Below are 20,615 nucleotides of genomic sequence, written 5' to 3' on the forward strand. Positions count from 1 at the left end.
GTTGAGGTGGACGCCATGGAAGCGGGACGGCCGTTTACACGTCAATGGTGTTGTCATAAGGTTCCGGCCATGGCCGAACGTGTGGTTCCCGAGGGACAGCGGCGGCGCCGCAGGCCCACCAAGCAGGGCGCCCTGCTCTCCGCCCAGCTGATCGTCGACACGGCGCTGCGGCTGGTCGCGCAGCACGGCGCGGACGCGCTGTCCGTACGCCGGCTCGGCGCGGCGCTCGGCGCCGACCCGAGCGCGATCTACCGGTACTTCCGCAACACCGACGCGCTGCTCCTGGCCATCGCCGACGAACTCGTGGGGCGCGCCCAGGACGGCTGGCGGCCCACCGGCGACTGGCGCGCCGACCTCCGCTCGATCGGGCTGCGGATCCTCGCCTCGTACCAGTCCAACCCCCGCGCCGCGGCCCTCGCGGCACACCGCACGACCGGCCGCGCGTACGAGACCCGGGCCGTCGAGGCGATCCTCGGGGTGCTGCGGCGGGCCGGGTTCCCCGACCCGCTGGCCGTGCGGCTCTACCACGCCTTCGTCGACCAGGCCCTCGCCTTCGCCGCCCAGGAGGCCGCCGCCCTGGCGCTGCCCCCTCAGGCGCGGGAGGCCGACGAGGACGTCTGGCACGCCGTGTACGGGAAGCTGTCGTCCGACACGCACCCGAACATCGCGGCCACCTTCCCGCTGCTCGCCGCCGACATGCGCGGCAGCGCCTACCCGTTCGCCCTGGAACTGCTGCTGGACGCAGCCGCGGCCCGGCTGCCGGAAACGGCGGTCTCGGACGAGGGGCAAGACCCACGCTGACCTGCGGAAACGGTAGGCCGGCAGGTGGTCGTACGCACCTTATGACAACACCATTGACCTTATCCGGCTCGGAAAGATCTCATGGCGGCACTCCGGAGGCCCGTACCTCCGCGACCCGAAGGAGCCCGCCCCCATGGACCACCTCACCTCGCTCCGGGACGCCGTACCGACCCCGTTCTGGCTCGACGACCCCGACCGGCCCGAGCCCGCCCCCGCCCTGACCGGCGCCACCGACTGCGACCTGCTGGTGGTCGGCGGCGGCTACACCGGGCTGTGGACCGCCCTCGTCGCCAAGGAACGCGACCCCTCCGCCGACGTCGTGCTCGTCGAGGCCGGCGAGGCGGGCGGCGCCGCCTCCGGCCGCAACGGCGGGTTCTGCGAGGCGAGCCTGACCCACGGGCTGTTCAACGGCCTCCAGCGCTGGCCCGAGGAGATCGCCCGCCTCGAACGGCTCGGCCACAGGAACCTCCAGGCCATCGAGGACACCGTGGCCCGCCACGGCATCGACTGCGCCTGGGAGCGCACCGGTTCCATCGTCGTCGCCACCGAGCCCTACCAGCTCGAAGGCCTCCGCGAAGGGGCCGGGATCGCCGCCCGGTACGGCAGCAAGCCCGTCCTGCTCGACCGCGACGCCGTACGCGCCGAGATCGACTCGCCGACCTTCCTCGGCGGACTGTGGGACAAGGAGGGCGTCGCCATGGTCAACCCCGCCCGGCTCGCCTGGGGACTCAAGCGCGCCTGCCTCACCCTCGGCGTCCGCATCCACGAGCACACCCCCGCGCTCTCGCTCCGCGAACAGGGCGCCGCGATCGCGGTGCGCACGCCCTACGGCCGGATCACCGCCCGGCGCGTGGCCCTGGCGACCAACGCCCACCCGTCCCTGCTGCGCCGCCACCGCCCGTACACCGTCCCGGTCTACGACTACGCGCTGATGACCGAGCCGCTCACCGCCGGGCAGCTCGCGTCCGTCGGCTGGCGCGGCCGGCAGGGCTTCGCCGACAGCACCAACCAGTTCCACTACGTGCGGCTCTCCGCCGACAACCGCATCCTGTGGGGCGGTTACGACGCCGTGTACCGCTACGGCGGCCGGGTCCGCGCCGAACACGACCAGCGCCCAGAGACGTTCGCGACCCTGGCCCGGCACTTCCACACCACCTTCCCGCAGTTGACCGGCGTCCGCTTCACGCACGCCTGGGGCGGCGCCATCGACACCAGCACCCGCTTCTGCGTCTTCTTCGACACCAGCCACCAGGGGCGGGTCGCCTACGCCGCCGGCTACACCGGACTCGGCGTCGGCGCCAGCCGCTTCGGCGCCGAGGTGATGCTGGACCTGCTCGCCGGGCAGCGGACCGAGCGCACCGAACTCGACCTCGTGCGCCGCAAGCCGCTCCCCTTCCCTCCCGAGCCGGTACGGGCCGTGGGCATCGGCATCACCAAGTGGTCCATGGCCCGCGCCGACCGCAACGAGGGCCGGCGCAACCTCTGGCTCAGGACCCTGGACCGCTTCGGCCTCGGCTTCGACAGCTGAGGCGCCCGGGTTCGGGCGTCAGTTCTGCCGCTCCACGGCGAACGTGGTGCAGGTGGAACCGGCCGCGGAGACCGTGCCGTTGATGACGGAAGGACTGCTGCCGGTGACCTCCGCCTCCAGGTCGACCGTGAGGTAGCCCGGCGGCCGGACGATCCACTGGTCGCCGCGCAGCACCATCCGCCCGTCCTCGTACGACCCGATCATGGTGAACGAGCCGGTCGGCACCGTCGGGTTGTCGGGGTGCGCCGAGAACGCGAAGACCGCCTGCAGGGCGTTGCCGCCCGCCCTGCTGATGGTCAGGTCGAGACGGGTGAGGCCCTGGGTGCAGCGGTAGGTGCCGCGCCACGCTCCGACCACCCCGGGGCCGGCCTCCTCGGAGGGCGAGGGGTCCGTCTGCGGGGCCACCGAGGGGCCGGAGGCCGACGCCCCGGGGCCGGAGGGCGCGGCGTCGCGCGACCACGAGGCCGACGTCTCCGGGGCCGGGCTGCTGCCGTTCCTGGCGTCGTCGCGTCCGTTCCCGTTCCCGTTCCCCGAGCCCGTGTCCTCCCAGGCCCGCGGCAGGAGCCAGGCCAGCAGACCGATCACCACCGCGGCGACCGCGGCGGCGGTGACGGCGGCCGCGCCCCGGCCGCGCGACGCGGGCCGCGGCCCGTGCGGGTGGGGGTACGGAGCCGGGCCGGGCAGCGGTCCCTGCGGAACGGTGGGCGGCAGGGGCCGTACGTCCGGCGGCGGCCCGAACCCGTCCGGGGCCGGTCCGAACCCGCCCGGGCCGCGCGGCGGGGCCGGGGGCTGCGGGGGACCCGGTGCGGGCCCGGCGTGGCCCGGGACCCCCGCCGGCGTGGTCCTGGTGACGGCGGAAGGACCGGCGTCGGCCCCCGTGGGGGTGCGCGGGTCGACCGCAGTCGGCGTCCGCGGCCCGTCGGGGCCCGGTGCCCCGCCCCCGGTGTGCCCGGTGAACAGCAGCGCCGCCAGCGCCGCGGGCAGCCAGCGGTCTCCGGCGGTGGCCTCGGTGTCGCCGGCCAGTTCCTCCAGCAGCGCCGACACGGTGGGACGGGCCGCCGGGTCCTTGGCCAGACACCTGCCGACCACGTCCCGCAGCCGGGCCGGCAGCGCGCCGAGGTCCGGCTCGTGGTGCACGACGCGGTACATCAGCTGCGAGACCGTACCGGCGCCGAAGGGCCCCGTACCGGTGGCGGTGAACGTGAGGAGCGCGCCCAGCGCGAACACGTCGGCGGCCGCGGTGACCGGCTCGCCGGTGAGCTGCTCCGGGGACATGAAGCCCGGGGTGCCGACCATGAAGCCGGTCCTGGTCAGGTCCGTCGCGCCGTCGGCGACCACCGAGATGCCGAAGTCGATCACGCGCGGCCCGTCCGGCGAGAGCAGCACGTTGGACGGCTTCAGGTCGCGGTGGACGACGTCCTGGGCGTGGATGGCCTCCAGCGCCTCGGCCACTCCGGCCGCCAGCGCCAGCACCGACTGCTCGGGCCAGGGGCCGTGTGCGCGCACCGCGTCGTTCAGGGACGGTCCGGACACGTAGGCCGTGGCCAGCCACGGCGGATCGCCGTCTGGTTCGGCGTCGACGAGCCCGGCCGTGAAGACCCCGTTGACCTGCCGCGCCGCACTGACCTCGCGGGCGAACCGCCGCCGGAAGACCGGGTCCTCCGCCAGCTCCGGCCGCACCACCTTGACCGCGACGGCCCGGCCGCCCCGGGACCGCCCGAGGTAGACCGAGCCCATCCCGCCGGCGCCCAGCCGTCCGGTGATCCGGTACGGGCCGACCTGCACGGGATCCCCGGCCCGCAGGGCCTCCGGTTCGCGCCTCACGCTGCCCCCTCCCGGGCCCGGCCGCGAAGCGGCCACGGCCCGCCGTAGTGCCGTCATCATGGCAGTGCCGGGACGGTCCGCGCGGCCGATTCCGGCCGCCCGGTGTCGCGTTCGCACCGGCCCGCCGCCGTGGGCGCCCCCGCGTGCCCCGCCCGCGCCCCGACGCCGGGCCGGAGGGTTAGCCTGGGCGGATGCTCACAGAAGTGATCGCGACCCGCTACGTCACGCCCCTGCGTGAGGGCGGCTCGCTCCCCGGGATCGTCGAGGCCGACGACCTCGGTACGTACGTCATGAAGTTCAAGGGGGCCGGGCAGGGCCGCAAGACCCTGGTCGCCGAGGTCGTCTGCGGGCGGCTCGCGCAGCGGCTGGGGCTGCGGGTGCCCGAGCTGGTGACGATCCAGCTCGACCCGGTCATCGGGCTCGGCGAGCCCGACCAGGAGGTGCAGGAGCTGCTCAAGGCGAGCGGCGGGCTGAACCTCGGCATGGACTACCTCCCCGGCTCGATCGGGTTCGACCCCCTCGCGTACCAGGTGGACCCGGTCGAGGCGGGCCGGGTGGTCTGGTTCGACGCGCTGATCAACAACGTGGACCGGTCCTGGCGCAACCCGAACATGCTGGTCTGGCACGGGGAACCGTGGCTCATCGACCACGGCGCCACGATGATCTGGCACCACAACTGGCCCACCGCGCAGGCCGCCTCGGCCAAGCCGTACAACGCGCACGACCACGTGCTCGCCCCCGCGGGCCCCGACATCGCGGCCGCGGCCGCCGAGCTGGCGCCCAAGGTGAGCCGGGAACTCCTGGATGAGGTCGCCGCCGACGTGCCCGACGAGTGGCTGGCCGACGAGCCCGGCTTCGCGACCGCGGACGAGGTGCGCCGGGCCTACGTCGACGCGCTGCTGCCGCGCGCCGCGACCATCCACGAGCGGATCTCCATGGAGAAGCCGGCCAAGGCCCCGCAGGGCCCGCCCGGCTGGCTGACCGACCACCTGACCGAGTGGCCCCACCCCATCAAGCAGAAGAGCGAAGGCAAGTGAGCGAGCGGGACGTCTTCGAGTACGCGCTGGTGCGGGTGGTTCCCCGCATGGAGCGCGGTGAACTCTTCAACGCCGGCGTGGTGGTCTACTGCCGCGCCAAGTCCTTCGTGGCCGCCAGGACCCACCTGGACGAGGCCAAGCTGCTGGCCCTGGACCCGGCTGCCGACGTGGTCGGCGTACGGGCCGCCCTGCACGCCGTCGAGGGGGTGTGCGCCGGTGGCGAGCGGGCCGGGCAGGCCGCGGGCGACGACGCCGGGCGCCGGTTCCGCTGGCTGATCGCGCCGCGCAGCACCGTCGTACAGCCGGGTCCGGTGCACACCGGCCTGACGGCGGATCCGGAAGCCGAGGTGGAACGCCTGCTCGACCTGCTGGTGCGCTGACCGGACGCCGTCCGGGAGCCCTGGCGCCCGGTGCCGTTGACACCGGGTGCCAGGGCTTCTAGCGTCTCCCACGCTGAAGCTACTAAGCGGTTGCTCAGAGAATGTCGCCGCACCGCGCAGGCATCGGGGCGCCGCACCCAAGGGCGAGGAGATCCAGCATGTCCACCACCGAGCAGCGCGTCGCCATCGTGACCGGGGCGGCCCGGGGCATCGGCGCCGCCACCGCCGTACGCCTGGCCGCCGAGGGCCGCGCCGTGGCCGTACTCGACCTCGACGAGGCCGCCTGCAAGGACACCGTGGAGGCCATCACCGCGGCGGGCGGCAAGGCCATCGCCGTCGGCTGCGACGTCTCCGACGCCGCCCAGGTCGAGGCGGCCGTCGAGCGCGTCGCCGCCACCCTCGGCGCCCCGACGGTCCTCGTGAACAACGCCGGCGTGCTGCGCGACAACCTCCTCTTCAAGATGAGCGAGAGCGACTGGGACACGGTGATGAACGTGCACCTGCGCGGCGCGTTCCTGATGTCGAAGGCCTGTCAGAAGCACATGGTCGACGCCAAGTTCGGCCGCATCGTGAACCTGTCGAGCAGCTCCGCGCTCGGCAACCGCGGCCAGGTGAACTACTCCGCCGCCAAGGCCGGCCTCCAGGGCTTCACCAAGACCCTCGCCATCGAGCTCGGCAAGTTCGGCGTCACCGCCAACGCCGTCGCCCCCGGCTTCATCGTCACCGAGATGACCGCCCAGACCGCCGCCCGCGTCGGCATGGGCTTCGAGGACTTCCAGGCCGCCGCCGCCACCCAGATCCCGGTCCAGCGCGTCGGCCGCCCCGACGACATCGCCAACGCCATCGCCTTCTTCACCGGCGACGACGCGGGCTTTGTGTCCGGCCAGGTCCTGTACGTGGCCGGCGGCCCGCTCAACTGACGAAAGGGAGGGCGTACGGCATGACGACGTACGACGGCACGGACAGCGGCAAGGTCGCGCTCATCACGGGCGCCAGCCGCGGCATCGGCTACGGCATCGCGGAGGCCCTGGTGGCCCGCGGTGACCGGGTCTGCATCACCGGGCGCAACGAGGACACCCTGAAGGAGGCCGTCGAGCGCCTCGGGTCGGACCGCGTGATCGCCGTCGCGGGCAAGGCCCACGACGAGGAGCACCAGCGGGTGGCGGTCGACCGGGTGATGGAGGCCTTCGGCCGGGTGGACTTCCTGGTGAACAACGCCGGCACCAACCCGGTCTTCGGTCCCCTGGCGGACCTGGACCTCGGGGTGGCCCGGAAGGTCTTCGAGACCAACGTGATCTCCGCCCTGGGGTTCGCCCAGCGCACCTGGCACGCCTGGCAGAAGGACAACGGCGGGGCGATCGTGAACATCGCCTCCATCGCGGGCGTCTCCGCGTCGCCGTTCATCGGGGCGTACGGGATGAGCAAGGCGGCGATGGTCAACCTGACCCTGCAGCTCGCGCACGAGATGGCGCCGGGGGTCCGGGTGAACGCGATCGCCCCCGCCGTGGTGAAGACGAAGTTCGCCCAGGCCCTCTACGAGGGGCGCGAAGCGGAAGCCGCCGCGGCCTATCCGCTGGGCCGCCTGGGGCTTCCGTCGGACATCGGCGGAGCTGCCGCATTTCTCACATCCGACCAGTCGGAATGGGTCACGGGACAGACGCTGGTCGTGGATGGGGGAATCTTTCTGAATGCCGGAGTTGGCTGACCGGTATTCGGACGGATTGCTTTGCTAAAGGGTGGCAAAAGCACCCCTAATAGGGCGTCTAAATGATCAAGTACCCCACCGAACCTGCTGGTTGGAACGGTGGGGTACTGCGGTATGGTCGGCCGAACCGTGGTTGATCGAGGAGCGTGCACGTGTTCAACCGGACCAGATGTCTGCAGACTGCTGCGGCCCTTGCGTCCATATCCCTGCTCGCCGGATGCGGCGTGCTTTCGGAAGATGACGAAAAGGGCAATCAGAAACTCGTCGTAGGCACGACGAGCTCGCCCAGCACCCTCGATCCCGCCGCCGCATGGGACGGTTCCTGGGAGCTCTACCGGAACGTCTACCAGACCCTGCTCGCCTTCCCGACGGGTTCCACCAAGCCCCAGCCCGACGCCGCGCAGAGCTGCGAGTTCACCGACTCCGCGAACGAGTCCTACCGCTGCGTCCTGCGCAAGGGCCTGAAGTTCTCCAACGGCGAGGCGCTCGACGCGAAGGCCGTCAAGCACTCCTTCGACCGCATCCGCACGATCAACTCCAAGGTCGGTCCCAAGGACCTCTTCGGTTCCCTGGAGCGCATCGAGACCAGCGGCGACCTGACCGTGGTCTTCCACCTGAGCACCCCCGACGCCACGTTCCCCTTCGTGCTCGGCTCCCCGGCCGCCTCGCTCGTCGCGCCCAAGGAGTACCCGGCCGACGCGCTCCGCACCGACGGCAAGGTCACCGGCTCCGGCCCGTACCTGCTGCAGGCCTACGAGGACAAGAAGCGCGCCGAGCTGGTGCGCAACCCGGACTACACGGGCTTCGCGAACCGCCGCAACGACTCGGTCACGATCACCTACTTCGACGACTCCGCGAAGATGGTCGCCGCGCTGAAGGCCAAGGAGATCGACGCGACCTACCGAGGCCTCACGGCCGAGGAGATCAAGGACCTCCAGGGCGCGGAGGCCCGCAAGCAGGGCATCCAGGTGGTCGAGGGCTACGGCGCGGAGATCCGCTACCTGGTCTTCAACCCCAAGGACCCGGCCGTCGCCAAGCCCGCCGTCCGCGAGGCCGTCGCCCAGATCATCGACCGCGGCGCGCTGGTCGCCAAGATCTACCGGGGCACCGCCGAGCCGCTGTACTCGATGGTCCCCAAGGGCGTGGCCAGCCACAAGACGCCCTTCTACGACCGCTTCGGCCAGCCCAGCGTCTCCAAGGCCAAGGCCATCCTGCGCGAGGCCGGGATCACCGACCCGGTCCGGCTGACCCTCTTCTACACCACGGACCGCTACGGCTCCTCCACCGCGGGTGAGTTCGAGGAGATCAAGCGGCAGCTCGACGCCAGCGGGCTGTTCGAGGTCACGATCGAGGGCAAGCCCTGGAAGGTCTTCCAGGAGGGCTACAAGAGCGGCGAGTACCCGGTCTTCGGCCGAGGCTGGTTCCCCGACTTCCCGGACCCCGACAACTTCATCGCGCCGTTCGTCGGCAAGGAGAACGCCGTCGGTACGCCGTACGACGCCAAGGAGATCACCACCGAGCTGCTGCCCCAGTCGCGCCGTCAGGGCGACCGCGGCGCGGTCGGCAAGCAGTTCGAGCGGGCCCAGGAGATCCTCGCCGAGGACGTCCGCCTGCTGCCCCTGTGGCAGGGCAAGCTGTACGTCGCGGCCGGCGAGGACATCGGCGGCGGCGAGCGCGCCCTCGACCCGCAGACCGTCATGCAGATGTGGGAGCTTTACCGCAAGACGAGCTGGTGACGCAGGGATTCCGGGGCACGGGCGGCGTTGTCAGTGCTCGCCGGTAGGTTCTGGGGTACGTACTGAACGTGTCCTGGAGGTTGTTGACGTGACCGACATGCTGCCCGAGTCCTGGCTCCCCGTCCTCGGCGAGGAACTCGAGAAGCCCTACTTCACGGAGCTTCTCGAGTTCGTCGAGAAGGAGCGGGCCAACGGGCCGGTCTACCCGCCGCGCGAGCAGGTCTTCGCGGCCCTGGAGGCCACGCCCTTCGACCGGGTCAAGGTCCTCGTCCTCGGCCAGGACCCCTACCACGGCGCCGGCCAGGGCCACGGCCTGTGCTTCTCGGTGCAGCCGGGCGTCAAGACCCCGCCGTCGCTGCGCAACATCTACAAGGAGATGCAGGCGGAGCTGGACCTGCCGGTCCCGGACAACGGCTACCTCATGCCGTGGGCGGAGCAGGGCGTCCTGCTGCTCAACGCCGTCCTCACCGTCCGTGAGGCCGAGCCCAACTCGCACAAGGGCCGGGGCTGGGAGAAGTTCACCGACGCGGTGATCCGCGCGGTGGCCTCCCGCCCCGACCCGGCGGTCTTCGTCCTGTGGGGCGCGTACGCCCAGAAGAAGCTCCCGCTCATCGACGAGACCCGCCACGTGGTGGTCAAGGGCGCCCACCCCTCGCCGCTGTCCGCGAAGAAGTTCTTCGGCTCCCGGCCCTTCACGCAGATCAACGAGGCCGTCGCCGCCCAGGGCCATGAGCCGATCGACTGGCGGATCCCGAACCTCGGCTGACGCGGCCCGCGCCTGAGGGGCAAGTCCGCCCGCGCCGGATAGCGTCGGCGTGATCACACGGGTGGTACGCACGGGAGGCCGCGGTGACGGAGCAGCAGCAGGGGTCGGAGGACGCGGTCACGACCAGGATCGGCCAGGCGGTCATGCTCCTGCACGCCGGGGACCGCGCCGAGGCGCGCGAGCGGCTGGCCGCGATCTGGACGGAGATCGGCTCCGAGGGCGACCCGCTCCACCTGTGCACGCTGGCGCACTACATGGCCGACGCGCAGGACGACCCCTCCGACGAGCTCGCCTGGGACCTCCGCGCCCTCACCGCGGCGGAGGGCCTGGGCGACGTGGGGCCGGACCGCGGCGACGCGCGGCCCGCGGGCCGTGAACCGGCCCTGGCCGTTCGCGCCCTCTACCCCTCGCTCCACCTCAACCTCGCCGCCGACTACGTCAAGCTCCAGCGACCGGACGCGGCCCGGGTCCACCTCGACCGGGCACGGGCCGCGGCCGGCTCGCTGGGCGACGACGGGTACGGCAACGGGGTCCGGGCCGCCATCGAGCGGCTCGACCTCCGGCTGCGGGGCGTCGAGGGGCGGTAGCCCGTCTCGGCCGCCCCCGGCGACCGGAGGCGCTATTCCCCGTAGACCCCCGAGCAGATCCGTCCCTCGGGGCTGTCCTTCTTCCACTGCCCGTACTTGCGCCCCAGCGCGCACACGTCGGCCGGCCGGACCGGCACCTGCGCGGGCAGCGCGTCCGGCTTCCCCTTGCCGCCCGTGCGGGGGCCTCCGTTGCCGGGGCGCTCCCGGCCGGGGGGTTCCGCCGCGGGCGGCAGCGGCGGCTCCACGTCCGCCCCGGGCTCCGCCGCGGGCGCCGGCTCCGGCGCCGCGGCGTCCTGCCCGGCCCCGGAGGCCGCCCGGTCGCCGGCGGCCCGCTCCGCCCGGTCCGGTACGGCGGCTCCGTCCCCGGAGTCCGCACGGCGGCGCTCGGCCGGTACGGCCTCCAGCGCCTCCAGCGCGGGCGCCTGGACCACCACCGGGGCCGCCCCGGCACCGCCCCGCGGCGCATGCCGGGGATCGGCGTCCGGAGGCCCGGCGGTGGCCGCGGGCTGCACGGCGACGGGGTTCACGTTCACACAGCCGGAGACGGCCGAAACCGCACAGGCCACTCCGAGCAGCAGTCTTGTCGTCGTTCGGGTTGGGTGCACCCGCGCAACTCTGCTGTGCTCCGCCCCCGTTACGGAAACCAGGAGCGGAAATACACCCCGCACGGGTGATCGGTCACCACAGGGTGACGCCGCCCGCCGTCACTCCCCGGTGACGCCGTCGATCAGCTCCCGCAGCAGGTCCGCGTGCCCGTTGTGGCGCGCGTACTCCTCGATCATGTGGGTGTACACCCAGCGCAGGTCGAAGCCCTCGCCCGAGCGCGGGTGGCGGCCCTCGGAGACCGAGTCGAGCGGGCGCGCGGCGCCTATCTCCCGGGCCAGGGCCATGGCCTCCTGCCGGGCGGCCTCCGCCTCGGCGTACCCGTCCGCCTCCGTCACGTGGAAGTCGCCGTCCATGTCCTCCCGCGTACAGAAGAGGTCCGGCACCTCCCGGCCGAGGGTGATCTCCTGGAACCAGAAGCGCTCCACCTCGGCCATGTGGCGGGTCAGCCCGAGCAGCGTCAGCTCGGAGGAAGGGACGGCGCGCACCCGCAGCTGCTCGTCGGTCAGGCCCTCGCACTTCAGGGCGAGGGTGGCCCGGTGGTACTCCAGCCAGCCCTCCAGGCTGGTGCGCTCGTCGGCGGTGGTGGCGGGCTCGGCACGTTCGGTGATCGTCATGGCGGCCATCCTGGTTCAACGTGCCGCACCGCACCAGGGATTAAGCTGCCCACGTCCCACCACGTGCACAGGAGGCCCCCAGGTGAAGGTCGGCGTCATCGGACTCGGCGACATCGCGCAGAAGGCGTACCTGCCGGTCCTCGGTACCCGCCCGGAACTGGACCTGCACCTCCAGACGCGGACCCCCGCCACCCTCGACCGGGTCGGCGACCAGCTCAGGATCCCCGCCGCACACCGGCACACCGGCCTCGACTCGCTGCTGGCGAGCGGCCTGGACGCGGCGTTCGTGCACGCCCCGACCGCCGTCCACCCCGAGATCGTCACGCGGCTGCTGGAGGCCGGCGTACCGACGTACGTCGACAAGCCGCTCGCCTACGCCTACGAGGACTCGGTCCGGCTCGTGGAGCTGGCCGAGGAGCGCGGTGTGACCCTCATGGTGGGCTTCAACCGCCGCTACGCGCCCGGCTACGCGCAGTGCGCCGAGCACCCCCGCGAACTGATCATCATGCAGAAGAACCGGGTCGGGCTCCCCGAGGAGCCGCGGGGCCTGGTGCTGGACGACTTCATCCACGTCGTCGACACGCTGCGCTTCCTGCTGCCCGGCGAGGCCGACCACGTCGGCGTCCGCGCCCGGGTCCGCGACGGCCTCATGGAGCACGTCGTGCTCCAGCTCTCCGGCGACGGCTTCACGGCGCTGGGCGTCATGAACCGGCTCTCCGGCTCCACCGAGGAGGTCCTGGAGGTGTCGGGGCAGGACACCAAGCGCCAGGTCGTGAACCTGGCCGAGGTGATCGACCACAAGGGCCAGCCCACGGTGCGCCGGCGCGGCGACTGGGTGCCGGTGGCCCGCCAGCGCGGCATCGAGCAGATCGTCGACACCTTCCTGGCCGCGGTCGAGCTCGGTACGGTCCTCAGCGCCCGGGACGCCCTCCTCACCCACGAGCTGTGCGAGCGGGTGGTGCGGGAAGCGCTGGAGCAGGCTTCCTGAAGGCCCGCGCCCCCTCGGCGGCGCACACCCCGGCCAGCACCAGCAGGGCGCCCCACACGGGCCAGTCGCCCAGCCGCACGTACAGGGTGGTGCCCCGGGCGAGGGGCACCCCGTACACCGCGGCGGTCCGGTCCCCGGTGCCCAGCGGGGCGCCCAGCCGCTCGCCCGAGGGCCCGTGGACCACGCTCACCCCGGTGAGCGTCGCGTGCACGAAGGGCCGGCCGGTCTCGGCGGCCCGCAACGCGGCCAGCGAGGCGTGCTGGGCCGGCGCCCAGCTGTCCTGGAAGCTGGACGTGGCCGACTGGGCCACCAGCAGGCCGGCACCCTCGCGGACCAGCCGGCGCGACATGTCCGGGAACGCCGACTCGAAGCACACCAGCGGCCCCACCCGGACGCCCGCCAGCGGCCCCCGCAGCTCCATCAGCACCTGCTCGGTGCCGCGCCTGCGGTCCTCGCCCGCGGCCTTGCCGAACGAGGTCACCCAGCCCAGCACCGCCCGGGCCGGCACGTACTCCCCGAAGGGGACCAGCCGCATCTTGTCGTACCGGTCACCGGTCGGCCCGGCGGGACCCACCAGCACCGAACTCTTGTAGATGCCCGGCCGGTCGGCCGCCCGCGCGTCCACGTTCACCAGCAGCGGTGCGCCGACCCGCGCCGACAGCGCCGCCAGCCGCCGGGCCAGGTCCGGCCGCGCCGCCAGGTCCGCGCCCACGCTCGACTCGCCCCACACCACCAGGTCCGGCCGCTGCCCCGCCAGCCCGAGGGTCAGCCGCTCGCCCTCGGCGAACCGCCGCTCCACGCCGTCCGCGCCGCCCACCACCCCCGGCTGCACCAGGGCCACGCGTATCTCCTCGTACGGCTCGGGCCGCGGCGCCCAGGCCCACACCGCGCCGGTCAGCACCGCACAGGCGGTCGCCCCGCCCACCGCGACGGCCCGCGCCGGCCGGCCGCCGCACACCAGCAGCACCCAGCCGCAGTTGAGGGCCACCACCAGCAGGCTGACCAGCCACACCCCGCCCACCGAGGCCAGCCGCAGCGCCGTCGGCACCTGCCACTGGCTCGCCCCCAGCAGCCCCCAGGGCCCGCCCAGCCCCTCCCAGGACCGGACCAGCTCCGAGAGCAGCCAGGCCGAGGGCAGCACCACCAGGGAGCACGCGGCGCGCGCCGGCGGAGGCCGGCCGGCCAGCATCCGCCGCACCAGCACGCCCCACGGGATCCACAGTGCCCCGAGCAGGCCGGCCAGCGGCAGCAGGAACACGTGCAGGCTGGGCAGCAGCCAGTGGTGCACGGCCACGATGAAGCCCGCCCCGCCCAGCCACCCGTCCAGCGCGGCCCGCCGTGCGGTCGGCGCCGAGCGGGCCAGCAGCATCCAGGGCACCAGGGCGACGAAGGCGAACCACCACAGCCCCGGCGCCGGGAAGGCGAGGGCGGGCAGCGCGCCGGCCGCGAACGCGGCACCCGCGCGCCACCACGGGGAGGCGGCGAACCGCCGCCAGGGCCACCACCGCATCAGGCGCCTCCGCTCCCAGTGTGGGCCCCGGTCAGGAGACCGGCGCCCCGGCGGGGGCGAGGTGCCGCCACTTCTCGTGCACCGTGACCTTCCGCAGCCGCCAGCCCTCGTACGTCCTGGCCAGCTCGAAGGTGTAGCGGCCCCCCGCGACGAAATTGGGGGCGGTGGAGAGGTCCGGGCCGCCGGCGCCGTCCGTGCCGTCGGTCAGCCGCATCGGGTTGACGAAGTCCGCGCGCACCTCGGCACGGTCGCCCGGCGAACCGCCCAGGTCCTCCAGCTCCACCCGCCGGTTCACGATCAGGTGCTGACGGACCGGGAAGATCCGCATCGTCTCGGCCAGCCAGTCGGCCACCTCACCGGCGGGTCCCTCGATCCCGCCCGCGGAGGTGTAGTCGGCCCGCCCGTCCCGGGTGAACAGGGCCCGGTACGCCACCCAGTCGCCGTCGTCCACGGCCACCGCGTACCCGGTCACCACGGCGTCCACCGCCATCCGGTCCATCACCGTCGCGAGGTCCACACGCTGCGTCATCGGGTCAGTCTGGGACAGCGGGCCCCGGAGGCCAAGAGCCGTGCGGCCACCGGTCTCCGGCACTGGCCGGAACCGGGTGCGCGAGGCTGCCGGCAGGCCCGCCCGCTGCCCCGCCGCCCGACCCGGGGCCCGTACGCCAGTACGCCCGCCCCGGCGTCACGGCTCCCGCTGCCGCACCACCACCAGGAAGGCGTCCGTGGCCAGGTCCATCACCACCTCGGCCGCCACCCCCTCCCGCATCCGCTCCGCCGCGTACTCCTCGGCGGGCCAGCTCCCGTGCGGACTCCCCGCCGGGAAACGCTCCAGCACCACTCGGCCGCCCATCGGGCACCCCCGGTTCCTCGTCCGGCGGCCGCCCCGACGCGAACCGCCTCCCTGGGCACAACGACGCGGGGCGCGTCCGGGAACGTTCCCGGACGCGCCCCGCGAAGCGGTGGGCGGGCCGTCAGCCGGCCGACTCGCCCGCGTGGGGGCTGAGCACGTCCGTGCCGACCAGCACGAAGATGGCGATGCCGAGCGCGATCCGGTAGATCACGAAGGGCATGAACGACTTGGTGGTGATGAACTTCATGAACCACGCGATGACCGCGTAGCCGACGACGAAGGCGATCACCGTCGCGAAGATCGTCGGGCCCCAGGAGACGTGCCCCTCGCCCACGCTCTTCAGCTCGTACGCGCCCGACGCGAGCACGGCCGGAATCGCCAGCAGGAAGGAGTAACGCGCCGCCGCCTCACGCGTGTACCCCATCAGGAGGCCGCCGCTGATGGTCGCGCCCGACCGGGAGACGCCCGGGATCAGTGCCATCGCCTGGCAGAAACCGAAGATCAGACCGTCGCGCACGCCCAGCTCCTTGAGCGTCTTGCGCTCCCGGATCGCGCGGTGCCTGCCGCCCACCTCGTCGCGGGCCGCCAGCCGGTCCGCGACACCCAGCACGATGCCCATCACGATCAGCGTGGTCGCGATCAGCCGCAGGTCGCGGAAGGGTCCCTCGATGTGGTCCTTCAGCGTCACGCCCAGCACGCCGATCGGGACCGACCCCACGATCACCAGCCAGCCCATCTGCGCGTCGTGGTCCGAGCGCATCGAGCGGTCCGTCAGGGACCGGAACCAGGCGCCCACGATCCGCATGATGTCCTTGCGGAAGTAGATGAGGACGGCGGCCTCGGTACCGATCTGGGTGATGGCGGTGAAGGCCGCGCCCGGGTCCTCCCAGCCGGCGAAGGCCGCCGTCAGCCGCAGGTGGCCGCTGGAGGAAATGGGCAGGAACTCCGTGAGCCCTTGGACGAGACCGAGGATTAGGGATTCGAACCAGCTCATGTCGGGGTGCGCTCGTCCTTGTGATCGTCGGGCAGTTCGGGTCCGATGCTAGGGCCCGTACGGGGGACGTCCGACCACAGGGGTCCCCCGAAGGGTCAGGCGGCCTTCAGCCGGTGACGTTTGCGCCAGGCCACCGCGGCCGCCCCGAGGCCGGACGCGGTGATGAACCCCATCGCCGCCAGGAACACCGGGGACGTGGGGGAGGAGGCACTGCTGCCCGCGATCACGTAGGCGGCCGTGTTCGGCACCGTGCCGAGCGCGGTGGCGAGGAGGAACGGCAGCCAGCCGCACCGGCTCACCGCCGCGCAGTAGTTGGCCGCCGCGAAGGGCACGCCCGGGAAGATGCGCACCGCCAGCACCGACCGGAAGCCGTGCCGGCTCAGCTGCCCGTCCGCCGCCTTCAGCCAGCGCCCCCGCAGCAGGGGCCGCAGCGCATCCTGGCCCAGCGTCCGGCCCAGGCCGAACGCGATGCCGGCGCCGAGGACCGTGCCGGCGACCGCCGCGGCGAGCCCGAACCCGGCCCCGAACAGGGCGCCCGCCGCCAGGTTCAGCAGCGGCCGGGGCACGAACGCGGCCGTGCACACGCCGTAGCCGACGGCGAAGAGCAGCACCGCGCCGGCGCCCGCGACCTGTGACGGGGGCCAGCCCTCGGAGAGCAGCCGCTGGGGTTCGTACCGGAGTACGCAGAGCCCCGCGGCCACCAGCAGGACGACGAGCAGGGCCAGCCGGGCGCGGGGCGCGAGCAGCGCGCGGGCGCAGCGGGCGGGCAGGCCCGGGCGGACGGCCGGAGCGGCGGCGGGGGCGGACATCCGGGGAGAGTAACCGACGTACCCGTCGGACCGCCGTAATCTGTGCCTCATGCGGCCGAAGGACACGGGACGGACGGAAGTCGGGACGGCGTACCGGGGCCCGGCCGACCGGGACACGGAGGGCGCCGGCGCGGCGGGCACGGACCCGGAGGGCGCTGCGGCGGCGGGCCGGGGTGTGGCGGGCGGGGACACGGCTGGCCGGGGTGTGGCGGGCGGGGACACGACGGGCCGGGGCGTGGCGGGCGAGGGCACTGCGGACGACGGCACGGCCGGTGCGGTCACGCCCCCGCCGAGCGCGCTGGCCGACGCCGTGCTGGAGCGGCTGACGGCCGCGTACGGGCCCGCCGCCGACCCCGTACGGGCCGCGGGCGCAGCCGCGTACATGAAGGGCGTGGCCCCCTTCCTCGGCATCCCGACCCCGCGCCGCCGCGAGCTGTCGCGCGCCGTCCTGGCGGGGCTGCCCCGCCCGGCCGAGGCCGACTGCGCCGCGGTCGCGCTGCGCTGCTGGGCGCTGCCCGAGCGCGAGTACCACTACTTCGCCGTCGACTACCTGCGCCGGTACGTCGGCCGCTGTTCCTCGGACCTGCTGCCGGTGGTGCGCCGGCTCCTCGTCACCGTCCCCTGGTGGGACACCGTCGACCTGCTGGCCGCCCACACCGTCGGGCCGCTGGTCGCCGCCGACCCCGCGCTCCCGGCCGTGATGGACGACTGGAGCGGGGACGCGAATCTGTGGCTGGTGCGCACGGCCCTGCTGCACCAGCTCCGCTACAAGGAGGCCACGGACACCGGGCGGCTGTTCGGCTACTGCCTGCGCCAGGCCGGCCACCCCGACTTCTTCGTCCGCAAGGCCATCGGCTGGAGCCTGCGCGAGTACGCCAAGACCGACCCGGACGCGGTACGGGAGTTCGTCGCCGGGGCGCGCGACCGGCTGGCGCCGCTGTCGGTGCGCGAGGCCCTGAAGAACCTCTGAGCGCGTTCGGCCCGGAGTGCCCGCAGGTGCCGAACCGGCGGGTGCCGAACCGGCGGGTGCCGGGCCGGCGGCCCCGGAGCGGAGGCCCCGGGCCGGAGGGTCCCGAACCGGCGGGTCCCGAACGGACGGGCCCCGGAAGGTTCCTGACGGAAAAGCATTCGACCCGGCGGGCGCCGCACGGCAGGATCGGGGACATGTTCCGGCACGCCTTCCCCGATGCGACGTCCGCCCACGCGGACGCGCCGAAGGCTGCCCTCCACGCCCACGGGGCCCCGACCGCGTCGCCGGTCCCGGCTCCGGCCGCGGCGGTCGCCGCCGCCACCGCCGCGTGGCCCTTCGACGGCGCCCGACGCTGACCCTTCCCGGACATTCCGGCGGACCCCGCAGGGGGAGGGTCGGTCCGGCCCCGGGGTCCCCACTCCTCCGCGGTACCGCCCGACGGTCCGCGCGCCCCTCGGCGCGCGCCCGGGCGCCGGCCGCGGTCCCACGTCCCAGTTCCGGGAAGGAACCATGCCCAAGACGGCGTACGTCCGCAGCAAGCCCCACCTCAACATCGGCACGATGGGTCACGTCGACCACGGCAAGACCACCCTCACCGCCGCCATCACCAAGGTCCTCGCCGAGCGCGGGGGCGCCGCCTTCGTGCCGTTCGAGCGCATCGACCGGGCCCCGGAGGAGGCCCGCCGCGGCATCACCATCAACCTCACCCACGTCGAGTACGAGACCGACACCCGCCACTACGCCCACGTCGACATGCCCGGGCACGCCGACTACGTCAAGAACATGGTCACCGGGGCCGCGCAGCTCGACGGCGCGATCCTCGTCGTGTCCGCGGCCGACGGCGTCATGCCGCAGACCGCCGAGCACGTGCTCCTCGCCCGGCAGGTCGGGGTGAACCACATCGTGGTCGCCCTCAACAAGGCCGACGCCGGCGACCCCGAGCTCACCGACCTGGTCGAGCTGGAGGTCCGCGAGCTGCTGACCGCGCACGGCTACGGCGGCGACTCGCTGCCGGTGGTACGGGTCTCCGGGCTCCGGGCGCTGGAGGGCGACCCGCAGTGGACGGCGGCCGTCGAGGCGCTGCTGGACGCGGTGGACACGTACGTGCCGATGCCGGTGCGGTACACGGACGCCCCGTTCCTGCTGCCGGTCGAGAACGTGCTGACCATCACCGGGCGCGGCACCGTCGTCACCGGTGCCGTGGAGCGCGGCACGGTGCGGGTCGGCGACCGGGTGTCCCTGCTCGGCGCGGGCGCCGACGAGGCGGCCGAGACCGTGGTCACCGGCCTGGAGACCTTCGGCAAGCCGATGGAGTCCGCGGAGGCGGGCGACAACGTGGCCCTGCTGCTGCGCGGCGTCCCGCGGAACGGGGTGCGGCGCGGCGACGTGGTCGCGGCGCCGGGCAGCGTGACGCCGAGCCGGCGGTTCACCGCGCAGGTGTACGTCCTCTCGGCGCGGGAGGGCGGCCGCCGGACGGCGCTGTCCACCGGCTACCGGCCGCAGTTCTACATCCGCACCGCGGACGTGGTGGGGAACGTGGACCTGGGCGGGGCGGGGACGGCCCGCCCGGGCGAGACGGTCACGATGACCGTGGAGCTCGGGCGTGACGTGCCGCTGGAGGCCGGGCTCGGCTTCGCGATCCGCGAGGGCGGGCGGACGGTCGGCGCGGGGACGGTGACGTCCCTGGGCTGATCCTCTGCGGCCCCGGTGTGGGGGCGGCGGTCCGGCGTGCGCCAGACTGCCGTCCACACGCGGACGCGGGAACCCACGGGACCTGCGGCGACACGATGGGGTGGGCGATGGGCGGCGACACGGCACTGGTGCTCGGCGGAGGCGGCCTGACCGGGATCGGCTGGGAGGCCGGGATCCTGTACGGGCTGGCCGAGGCGGGCGTGAACCTCTTCGACGCCGAGCTGGTGGTCGGCACGTCCGCCGGATCGGTCGTGGGCGCGCAGCTGGCCTCCGGGCTGCTGACCCCGCGGGAGCTGTACGAGCGTCAGACCGGCGACGCCTCCGGGGAGCGGGCGGCCCGGCTCGGCCCAGGGCTGCTGGCCCGGTACGCGGGCGCCATGCTGCGGGCCAAGGACGCCCAGGCCTACGGGGCGCGGCTGGGCGCGATGGCGCTGGCCGCCGAGACCGAGCCGGAGGAGGTGCGCCGCGAGGTGCTGGCCGGGCGGCTCGTCTCGCAGGAGTGGCCGGACCGGCCGGAGCTGCCGGAACTGCTGGTCACGGCGGTGGACGCGGTCACGGGGGAGTTCCGGGCCTTCGGGCGGGGCGGCGAGGCCACCCTGCTGGAGGCGGTGGGCGCGAGCTGTGCGGTGCCGGGGGTGTGGCCGCCGGTGACCATCGGGGGGCGGCGCTGGATCGACGGGGGGATGCGGTCGGGCACCAACGCCGACCTGGCCGCCGGGTACCGGCGCGTGGTGATCCTCGCCCCGATGCCGGGCGGCGCGGGGGTGCTGGCCTCGGCGCGGTCGATGGCGGAGGGGCTGCGGGCCGGGGGCTCGTCGGTGCTGCTGGTCTCGCCGTCGCGGGAGGCCAGGCGGGCCTTCGGGCGGAACGTACTGGACCCGGCCCGGCGGCGGCCGGCCGCCGAAGCGGGGCTGGCGCAGGCCGCGACGCTGGCCGCTGAGGCGCAGGCGGTCTGGGGGTAGTACCGGCCCGGTACGCGCGTTCCCGCACCGGCCCTGTGCCGGGCGGGGCCCGCACCGGCCCTGTGTCGGGCGTGGCCCGTACCGCCCCCGCGGCGGGCCACCGCTCCCCTGCCGGGTGCAGGCCGCCGCGCCTGGGCCGGGCGGCCGGGTGCCGGTTCGGACGGCTGCGGGCCGTTGCCCTGCGGGGCGAGCCCCTCCCCACCCTTCTCCCGTTCACCGGCGGGGCTGTGTCCCGGGCCGCTCGGGGCTTGCG

22 protein-coding genes are annotated in these 20,615 nt (G+C 74.0%); 14 read left to right on the plus strand and 8 right to left on the minus strand.

The features are described 5' to 3' along the window. Window positions 1–69 precede the first annotated feature (69 nt). Both ACIQUQ_RS31220 and ACIQUQ_RS31225 read left to right on the plus strand, forming a co-directional pair. Window positions 70–801, plus strand: coding sequence for a TetR/AcrR family transcriptional regulator (locus tag ACIQUQ_RS31220; RefSeq protein WP_403982666.1), 732 nt, complete (start codon window positions 70–72; stop codon window positions 799–801). A 133-nt stretch (window positions 802–934) separates the two neighbouring features. Next, window positions 935–2,329 carry an NAD(P)/FAD-dependent oxidoreductase gene (locus ACIQUQ_RS31225; RefSeq protein ID WP_403982668.1) on the plus strand — a complete coding sequence of 465 codons (1,395 nt, stop codon included), beginning with the start codon at window positions 935–937 and terminating at the stop codon, window positions 2,327–2,329. 18 nt (window positions 2,330–2,347) lie between these two features. On the opposite strand, the gene ACIQUQ_RS31230 is transcribed toward ACIQUQ_RS31225, so the two are convergent. Further along, the gene (locus tag ACIQUQ_RS31230) at window positions 2,348–4,153 is read right to left on the minus strand and encodes a serine/threonine-protein kinase (protein WP_403982671.1); all 1,806 of its coding nucleotides are present in this window, start codon (window positions 4,151–4,153) and stop codon (window positions 2,348–2,350) included. Window positions 4,154–4,344: 191 nt separating this feature from the next. On the opposite strand from ACIQUQ_RS31230, the gene ACIQUQ_RS31235 reads away from it, so the two are divergent. From ACIQUQ_RS31235 to ACIQUQ_RS31265, 7 genes are all read left to right on the plus strand, one after another. After that, window positions 4,345–5,190 carry a HipA family kinase gene (locus tag ACIQUQ_RS31235; protein ID WP_403982673.1) on the plus strand — a complete coding sequence of 282 codons (846 nt, stop codon included), beginning with the start codon at window positions 4,345–4,347 and terminating at the stop codon, window positions 5,188–5,190. After that, window positions 5,187–5,570: a DUF3037 domain-containing protein gene (locus ACIQUQ_RS31240; protein ID WP_403982675.1), complete on the plus strand. Its 384-nt coding sequence runs from the start codon at window positions 5,187–5,189 to the stop codon at window positions 5,568–5,570. Before ACIQUQ_RS31235 ends, ACIQUQ_RS31240 begins: the two co-directional genes overlap by 4 nt. A 158-nt stretch (window positions 5,571–5,728) precedes the next feature. Continuing rightward, the gene (gene fabG / locus ACIQUQ_RS31245) at window positions 5,729–6,490 is read left to right on the plus strand and encodes a 3-oxoacyl-ACP reductase FabG (protein WP_403666386.1); all 762 of its coding nucleotides are present in this window, start codon (window positions 5,729–5,731) and stop codon (window positions 6,488–6,490) included. A 20-nt stretch (window positions 6,491–6,510) separates the two neighbouring features. Next, window positions 6,511–7,275: an SDR family oxidoreductase gene (locus ACIQUQ_RS31250; protein ID WP_403982677.1), complete on the plus strand. Its 765-nt coding sequence runs from the start codon at window positions 6,511–6,513 to the stop codon at window positions 7,273–7,275. Window positions 7,276–7,427: 152 nt separating this feature from the next. Beyond that, window positions 7,428–9,011, plus strand: a complete 1,584-nt coding sequence (locus tag ACIQUQ_RS31255; protein WP_403982679.1) for an ABC transporter substrate-binding protein — start codon at window positions 7,428–7,430, stop codon at window positions 9,009–9,011. A 97-nt stretch (window positions 9,012–9,108) separates the two neighbouring features. After that, window positions 9,109–9,777 (plus strand): uracil-DNA glycosylase, encoded by a 669-nt coding sequence (locus ACIQUQ_RS31260; RefSeq protein WP_403982814.1) that lies wholly within the window; start codon window positions 9,109–9,111, stop codon window positions 9,775–9,777. 83 nt (window positions 9,778–9,860) lie between these two features. Beyond that, window positions 9,861–10,364 carry a hypothetical protein gene (locus tag ACIQUQ_RS31265; RefSeq protein WP_403982682.1) on the plus strand — a complete coding sequence of 168 codons (504 nt, stop codon included), beginning with the start codon at window positions 9,861–9,863 and terminating at the stop codon, window positions 10,362–10,364. A gap of 32 nt (window positions 10,365–10,396) precedes the next feature. On the opposite strand, the gene ACIQUQ_RS31270 is transcribed toward ACIQUQ_RS31265, so the two are convergent. Both ACIQUQ_RS31270 and ACIQUQ_RS31275 read right to left on the minus strand, forming a co-directional pair. Next, on the minus strand, window positions 10,397–10,969 hold the full coding sequence (locus tag ACIQUQ_RS31270) for a hypothetical protein (RefSeq protein WP_403982684.1): 573 nt from the start codon (window positions 10,967–10,969) through the stop codon (window positions 10,397–10,399). 99 nt (window positions 10,970–11,068) lie between these two features. Beyond that, window positions 11,069–11,584: a DinB family protein gene (locus tag ACIQUQ_RS31275; RefSeq protein ID WP_403982686.1), complete on the minus strand. Its 516-nt coding sequence runs from the start codon at window positions 11,582–11,584 to the stop codon at window positions 11,069–11,071. An 82-nt stretch (window positions 11,585–11,666) separates the two neighbouring features. Here ACIQUQ_RS31275 and ACIQUQ_RS31280 point away from each other — a divergent pair, with 82 nt between their 5' ends. Next, the gene (locus tag ACIQUQ_RS31280) at window positions 11,667–12,572 is read left to right on the plus strand and encodes a Gfo/Idh/MocA family protein (RefSeq protein WP_403982688.1); all 906 of its coding nucleotides are present in this window, start codon (window positions 11,667–11,669) and stop codon (window positions 12,570–12,572) included. Here ACIQUQ_RS31280 and lnt read toward each other — a convergent pair. The 5 genes from lnt to ACIQUQ_RS31305 all read right to left on the minus strand — a co-directional run bounded on the left by lnt (window position 12,517) and on the right by ACIQUQ_RS31305 (window position 16,738). Further along, entirely contained in the window at window positions 12,517–14,082 is a 1,566-nt protein-coding gene (lnt, locus tag ACIQUQ_RS31285) for an apolipoprotein N-acyltransferase (RefSeq protein WP_403982691.1), read from the minus strand. The two genes, ACIQUQ_RS31280 and lnt, sit on opposite strands and share 56 nt — an antisense overlap. A gap of 31 nt (window positions 14,083–14,113) precedes the next feature. Next, the gene (locus ACIQUQ_RS31290; protein WP_403666410.1) at window positions 14,114–14,611 is read right to left on the minus strand and encodes a nuclear transport factor 2 family protein; all 498 of its coding nucleotides are present in this window, start codon (window positions 14,609–14,611) and stop codon (window positions 14,114–14,116) included. A gap of 156 nt (window positions 14,612–14,767) precedes the next feature. Next, window positions 14,768–14,935 (minus strand): hypothetical protein, encoded by a 168-nt coding sequence (locus ACIQUQ_RS31295; RefSeq protein ID WP_403982693.1) that lies wholly within the window; start codon window positions 14,933–14,935, stop codon window positions 14,768–14,770. A 121-nt stretch (window positions 14,936–15,056) separates the two neighbouring features. Continuing rightward, on the minus strand, window positions 15,057–15,929 hold the full coding sequence (locus ACIQUQ_RS31300) for an undecaprenyl-diphosphate phosphatase (RefSeq protein ID WP_399957072.1): 873 nt from the start codon (window positions 15,927–15,929) through the stop codon (window positions 15,057–15,059). A gap of 95 nt (window positions 15,930–16,024) precedes the next feature. Next, the gene (locus tag ACIQUQ_RS31305) at window positions 16,025–16,738 is read right to left on the minus strand and encodes a TVP38/TMEM64 family protein (RefSeq protein ID WP_403982696.1); all 714 of its coding nucleotides are present in this window, start codon (window positions 16,736–16,738) and stop codon (window positions 16,025–16,027) included. A 235-nt stretch (window positions 16,739–16,973) separates the two neighbouring features. Here ACIQUQ_RS31305 and ACIQUQ_RS31310 point away from each other — a divergent pair, with 235 nt between their 5' ends. The 4 genes from ACIQUQ_RS31310 (at window position 16,974) to ACIQUQ_RS31325 (ending at window position 20,362) form a co-directional block, all read left to right on the plus strand. Beyond that, on the plus strand, window positions 16,974–17,708 hold the full coding sequence (locus ACIQUQ_RS31310) for a DNA alkylation repair protein (protein WP_403982817.1): 735 nt from the start codon (window positions 16,974–16,976) through the stop codon (window positions 17,706–17,708). 194 nt (window positions 17,709–17,902) lie between these two features. Continuing rightward, complete coding sequence (locus tag ACIQUQ_RS31315) at window positions 17,903–18,064, plus strand: hypothetical protein (protein ID WP_403982699.1); 162 nt, start codon at window positions 17,903–17,905, stop codon at window positions 18,062–18,064. Window positions 18,065–18,218: 154 nt separating this feature from the next. Next, the gene (gene tuf / locus ACIQUQ_RS31320; protein WP_403982702.1) at window positions 18,219–19,400 is read left to right on the plus strand and encodes an elongation factor Tu; all 1,182 of its coding nucleotides are present in this window, start codon (window positions 18,219–18,221) and stop codon (window positions 19,398–19,400) included. Between the two features lie 107 nt (window positions 19,401–19,507). After that, complete coding sequence (locus tag ACIQUQ_RS31325) at window positions 19,508–20,362, plus strand: patatin-like phospholipase family protein (RefSeq protein WP_403982705.1); 855 nt, start codon at window positions 19,508–19,510, stop codon at window positions 20,360–20,362. The last annotated feature ends 253 nt before the right edge of the window (window positions 20,363–20,615 follow it).

The sequence above is a fragment of the Streptomyces sp. NPDC101118 genome (assembly GCF_044759445.1).
Classification (GTDB): Bacteria; Actinomycetota; Actinomycetes; order Streptomycetales; family Streptomycetaceae; genus Streptomyces.

Bases quoted from the DNA above. Each gene is read 5' to 3' on its own strand.
- ACIQUQ_RS31220 (WP_403982666.1), top strand. From the start codon at position 70: ATGGCCGAACGTGTGGTTCCCGAGGGACAGCGGCGGCGCCGCAGGCCC.
- ACIQUQ_RS31225 (WP_403982668.1), top strand. From the start codon at position 935: ATGGACCACCTCACCTCGCTCCGGGACGCCGTACCGACCCCGTTCTGG.
- ACIQUQ_RS31235 (WP_403982673.1), top strand. From the start codon at position 4,345: ATGCTCACAGAAGTGATCGCGACCCGCTACGTCACGCCCCTGCGTGAG.
- fabG (WP_403666386.1), top strand. From the start codon at position 5,729: ATGTCCACCACCGAGCAGCGCGTCGCCATCGTGACCGGGGCGGCCCGG.
- ACIQUQ_RS31250 (WP_403982677.1), top strand. From the start codon at position 6,511: ATGACGACGTACGACGGCACGGACAGCGGCAAGGTCGCGCTCATCACG.
- ACIQUQ_RS31260 (WP_403982814.1), top strand. From the start codon at position 9,109: ATGCTGCCCGAGTCCTGGCTCCCCGTCCTCGGCGAGGAACTCGAGAAG.
- ACIQUQ_RS31275 (WP_403982686.1), bottom strand. From the start codon at position 11,584: ATGACGATCACCGAACGTGCCGAGCCCGCCACCACCGCCGACGAGCGC.
- lnt (WP_403982691.1), bottom strand. From the start codon at position 14,082: ATGCGGTGGTGGCCCTGGCGGCGGTTCGCCGCCTCCCCGTGGTGGCGC.
- ACIQUQ_RS31290 (WP_403666410.1), bottom strand. From the start codon at position 14,611: ATGACGCAGCGTGTGGACCTCGCGACGGTGATGGACCGGATGGCGGTG.
- ACIQUQ_RS31295 (WP_403982693.1), bottom strand. From the start codon at position 14,935: ATGGGCGGCCGAGTGGTGCTGGAGCGTTTCCCGGCGGGGAGTCCGCAC.
- ACIQUQ_RS31300 (WP_399957072.1), bottom strand. From the start codon at position 15,929: ATGAGCTGGTTCGAATCCCTAATCCTCGGTCTCGTCCAAGGGCTCACG.
- ACIQUQ_RS31305 (WP_403982696.1), bottom strand. From the start codon at position 16,738: ATGTCCGCCCCCGCCGCCGCTCCGGCCGTCCGCCCGGGCCTGCCCGCC.
- ACIQUQ_RS31315 (WP_403982699.1), top strand. From the start codon at position 17,903: ATGTTCCGGCACGCCTTCCCCGATGCGACGTCCGCCCACGCGGACGCG.
- tuf (WP_403982702.1), top strand. From the start codon at position 18,219: ATGCCCAAGACGGCGTACGTCCGCAGCAAGCCCCACCTCAACATCGGC.
- ACIQUQ_RS31325 (WP_403982705.1), top strand. From the start codon at position 19,508: ATGGGCGGCGACACGGCACTGGTGCTCGGCGGAGGCGGCCTGACCGGG.